Here is a 3,582-nt window from a genome sequence, read left to right as displayed (position 1 = left end):
GATGCAGGCATTCGCCAAGGAAAATCTGTCCATGTACACGCCACGCGCCTTTGCCATCGAAGACCTGTCCCAACTGCACGAACTGATCCTCGCCACTCGCCTGGCCATTCTGGTCAGCCACGGTGAGAGCGGATTGCAAGCCAGTCATGTGCCGGTGCTGCTGCATCGCGAACAGGGCGAATACGGCACGCTCTACGGCCATCTGGCCAAGGCCAATCCGCAGTGGAAGGACCTGCGGGACGGCGCCGAGGCGATGCTGATCTTCGCCGGCCCGGACGCCTACGTCAGCCCAAGCTTGTATCCGAGCAAGGCCGAACACGGCAAGGTCGTGCCGACCTGGAACTACATCGCCGTGCACGCCTACGGCCAGGCCGAGACCTTCAGCGATGGCGGCCGGTTGCTCGACATCGTCAGCACCCTCACCGACCGTCACGAGGCAGGCCGTGCCCAGCCGTGGTCGGTGGACGATGCGCCGGCCGATTACATCGACACCATGCTCAAGGCCATCGTCGGTTTTGCCATTCCCATCGACCGCCTCGAGGGCAAACGCAAGCTCAGCCAGAACCGCAGCGCCGAAGATATTGCCGGGGTGCGCGAAGGCCTTGCCGCCAGCCCCGACGCCAACGATCAAACCCTCGCCCGCCTGATGCGCTAAGGAAATCCGCATGACTCAGATCGACATTCGCCCGGTCAGCGCCAACGACCACGCCGCTTGGCTGCCGCTGTGGCAGGCGTACCTGCGCTTCTACAACACGGAACTGCCGGGCGCCGTCACCCAAAGCACCTGGCAGCGTTTTCTCGACCCGAATGAACCGACCCACGCCGCCCTCGCGTGGGCCGATGGCAAAGCGCTGGGCATGGTGCATTACATCTATCATCGCTCGAACTGGAGCATCGAAAACTCCTGTTATCTGCAGGATCTGCTGGTGGTGCCCGAGTCCCGTGGCACCGGTGTCGGTCGGCTGTTGATTGAGCATGTCTACGCTACCGCCAAAGCCGATGGTTGCTGCAAAGTCCACTGGCTGACCCACGAAACCAATGCAACGGCGATCCAGCTCTACGAGCGCATTGCCGAACGTCCGGGATTCATTCAGTTTCGTAAAGCCCTTTAAGGAGACGCGCACATGACCGCTTCACTCGCTGACTGGAAAGGCGTCCCCGCCCCCTCCGCCACCCTGCTCGAAGGCCGTTTCATCCGCCTGGAAAAGCTCGACCCGGCGCGCCATGCCGAGCAGCTTTACGCCGCCCTCGAAGGGCCGGGTGCTGATCCGAAGCTCTGGGATTACTTGCCTTACGGGCCGTTTCCCGAGCGCAGCGCGTTCAACGACTGGCTGAACAATCATGCGGCCAACAGCGACCCGTATTTCTTCAGCGTCATCGACCGCGCGACTGGTCAGGTGCAAGGCATCCTCAGCCTGATGTCGATCGTCCCGGCGCAGGGCCGCATCGAAATCGGCCACGTCACTTTCGGTGCGCCAATGCAACGCTCGCCGAAAAGCACCGAGGCGGTGTACCTGCTGGCCAAGTATTCGTTCGAGCTGGGTTACCGGCGCCTGGAATGGAAGTGCAACAACGGCAACGCCCGCTCCAAATACGCGGCCGAGCGTCTGGGCTTCAGCTTCGAAGGGGTGTTCCGCCAGCACATGGTGGTCAAGGGCCAGAACCGCGATACCGCGTGGTATTCGATTCTGGATTCGGAATGGCCAGCGATTGGTGCCGGGTTCGAGCGCTGGCTCAGCGATGAAAACCAGACGCCTGATGGCCAGGTGAAAGGCTTGGCCGAGTGCCGTAGCTGATCGTCACAAAGCACCTGTGGGAGCGAGCCTGCTCGCGAAGGCGCTGTGTCAGTCACTGAAATATTGACTGACCGACCGCTTTCGCGAGCAGGCTCGCTCCCACAATTGGCGGGGTTTTTCTTAACGACGCAGTTCTTGCGCCAGCACCGCAATGTGCTCCGGGCCGATCCCGCAGCAGCCACCCAGATGACTGGCGCCGCGCTGTTGCCAGTCCAGCGCCCAGTGCAGATACCCCGGCGGATCGAGATCGTCACGCAACGGGTCGAGCCCGTCGTTGGCCGTGGCTTCTTTCGGTTGCGGAGGAAACGCGTTGGCATAGGCGCCGATATTGATCGTGACGCCGAGACGCTCAAAGGTTGCGCGCGCCGCGTCGATGGCCGCGCCTATCACTTCAGGCTGACTGCAGTTGAACAGCAACGTTTCGACGCCCAGCTCAGCGGCCGCCGCAGCCGCTTCGGCTACCGGCTCACCGGAGCGCAGGCGCGGCACTTCATCGGTGTCTTCATCCTTGAGGGTGAACGACAGCCAGAACGGTTTGCCGTCCTTCGGCAACCCGGCGTGAATGGCGCGTGCCTCGATAATTGAACTCTGGGTTTCCGCCAGCCACAGATCAACATGCGGGGCCAGCCCCTTGACCAGCGGCGTCAGCAGCTCGGTCACGCGATCCGCTTCGAACAGATCCGGACGATACGAACCAAACAGCGGCGGCAACGAACCGGCAACACGCACTGGCTTGCCGGATGCCTGCACCGCCCGCCGCGCCAGTTCTCCCGCCAGTGCCGCAAGCGCCTGGCCTTCAGCAGCAAACCGCGCCTCGCCAATGTGAAACGGCACCACCGCGTAACTGTTGCTGGTGATTACGTCCGCGCCGTTGTTGATGTACGCGGCATGCACCGCCTCGACCGCCTGCGGCGCTTCACTCAGCGCCAGTGCCGACCACTCCGGTTGGCGAAACGGTGCGCCGGCGCGTTGCAACTCGCGGCCCATGCCGCCATCGAGAATGACCCTGTTCGCTGCGCCCATATGCTTTTCACTCATATGCTTATGAAAATAACTCACTATCAGAGTCGTTCTTATAACTATTTAATACGCACCACTCGGTTAATAACAACCTCTTTTTTCTACAGGGATCGACTGTGAAACTCCAACCGCTATTGGCCCTGGGCCTGACCATTCTGGCCTCCACCCAAGCCTTCGGCGGCGCGACGCTGGACCGCGTCGAGCAGAAAAAAGAACTGGTCGGCGTGCTCATGGAAAGCTATCCACCCTTCTCGTTTCTCAATGAGCAGAATCAACTCGACGGTTTCGATGTCGACGTTGCCAAAGCGGTGGCGGACAAGCTTGGCGTCAAACTGCGTCTGGAAACGCCGTCCTGGGACGTGATCGCCGCCGGCCGCTGGAGCGGGCGCTATGACATCTGCATCTGCTCGATGACCCCAAGCAAGGCCCGCGCAGAAGTGTTCGACTTCCCGGTCGAGTATTACGCTTCGCCAGCGGTGATCGTGGTCAACGCCAAGGACGATCGCATCCACAGCGCCAAAGATCTGAGCGGCAAAAAGGTCGGCCTGACCAGCGCCTCCAGCTACGAAAGCTACCTGAACAAGAATCTGGTCATCGAAGGCGCTGAGGATACGCAGTTGCAGTATCCGTTCGAGGACGTGCAGATTGCCCCGTATGACACCGACAACGTCGCCTTCCAGGATCTGGGCCTGGGCGCCGGCGTGCGCCTGGATGCGATCCTCACCAATCTGGTCACCGCGCAGCCGCGCCTGAACCAGGACCAGCG

The 3,582-nt window shown here is 61.6% G+C and carries 5 protein-coding genes; 4 read left to right on the top strand and 1 reads right to left on the bottom strand.

The genetic code is table 11. From position 1 onward, the window contains the following. Window positions 1-31: 31 nt before the first annotated feature. The 3 genes from D6877_RS16650 to D6877_RS16640 are packed head-to-tail and all read left to right on the top strand — an operon-like array spanning window position 32 to window position 1,796. On the top strand, window positions 32-655 hold the full coding sequence (locus tag D6877_RS16650) for an FMN-binding negative transcriptional regulator (RefSeq protein ID WP_130888957.1): 624 nt from the start codon (window positions 32-34) through the stop codon (window positions 653-655). A gap of 10 nt (window positions 656-665) precedes the next feature. Then, entirely contained in the window at window positions 666-1,112 is a 447-nt protein-coding gene (locus D6877_RS16645; RefSeq protein ID WP_130911484.1) for a GNAT family N-acetyltransferase, read from the top strand. Window positions 1,113-1,124: 12 nt separating this feature from the next. Then, the gene (locus D6877_RS16640) at window positions 1,125-1,796 is read left to right on the top strand and encodes a GNAT family protein (protein WP_130911483.1); all 672 of its coding nucleotides are present in this window, start codon (window positions 1,125-1,127) and stop codon (window positions 1,794-1,796) included. 120 nt (window positions 1,797-1,916) lie between these two features. Here the strand turns inward: D6877_RS16640 and D6877_RS16635 are convergent, their stop codons facing one another. Continuing rightward, on the bottom strand, window positions 1,917-2,819 hold the full coding sequence (locus D6877_RS16635) for a homocysteine S-methyltransferase family protein (RefSeq protein ID WP_130911482.1): 903 nt from the start codon (window positions 2,817-2,819) through the stop codon (window positions 1,917-1,919). 113 nt (window positions 2,820-2,932) lie between these two features. Here D6877_RS16635 and D6877_RS16630 point away from each other — a divergent pair. Beyond that, window positions 2,933-3,582: transporter substrate-binding domain-containing protein (locus tag D6877_RS16630; RefSeq protein WP_130911496.1), on the top strand; the 650-nt coding region annotated here is incomplete at its 3' end.

It is taken from the genome of Pseudomonas sp. Sample_9 (genome assembly GCF_004307535.1).
Lineage (GTDB): Bacteria > Pseudomonadota > Gammaproteobacteria > Pseudomonadales > Pseudomonadaceae > Aquipseudomonas > Aquipseudomonas mercuritolerans.
The sequence above is the reverse complement of the archived record's forward strand: the minus strand, read 5'-3'. Positions and strand labels throughout refer to the sequence as shown.

Bases quoted from the DNA above. Each gene is read 5' to 3' on its own strand.
- D6877_RS16635 (WP_130911482.1), bottom strand. From the start codon at position 2,819: ATGGGCGCAGCGAACAGGGTCATTCTCGATGGCGGCATGGGCCGCGAG.
- D6877_RS16650 (WP_130888957.1), top strand. From the start codon at position 32: ATGTACACGCCACGCGCCTTTGCCATCGAAGACCTGTCCCAACTGCAC.
- D6877_RS16645 (WP_130911484.1), top strand. From the start codon at position 666: ATGACTCAGATCGACATTCGCCCGGTCAGCGCCAACGACCACGCCGCT.
- D6877_RS16640 (WP_130911483.1), top strand. From the start codon at position 1,125: ATGACCGCTTCACTCGCTGACTGGAAAGGCGTCCCCGCCCCCTCCGCC.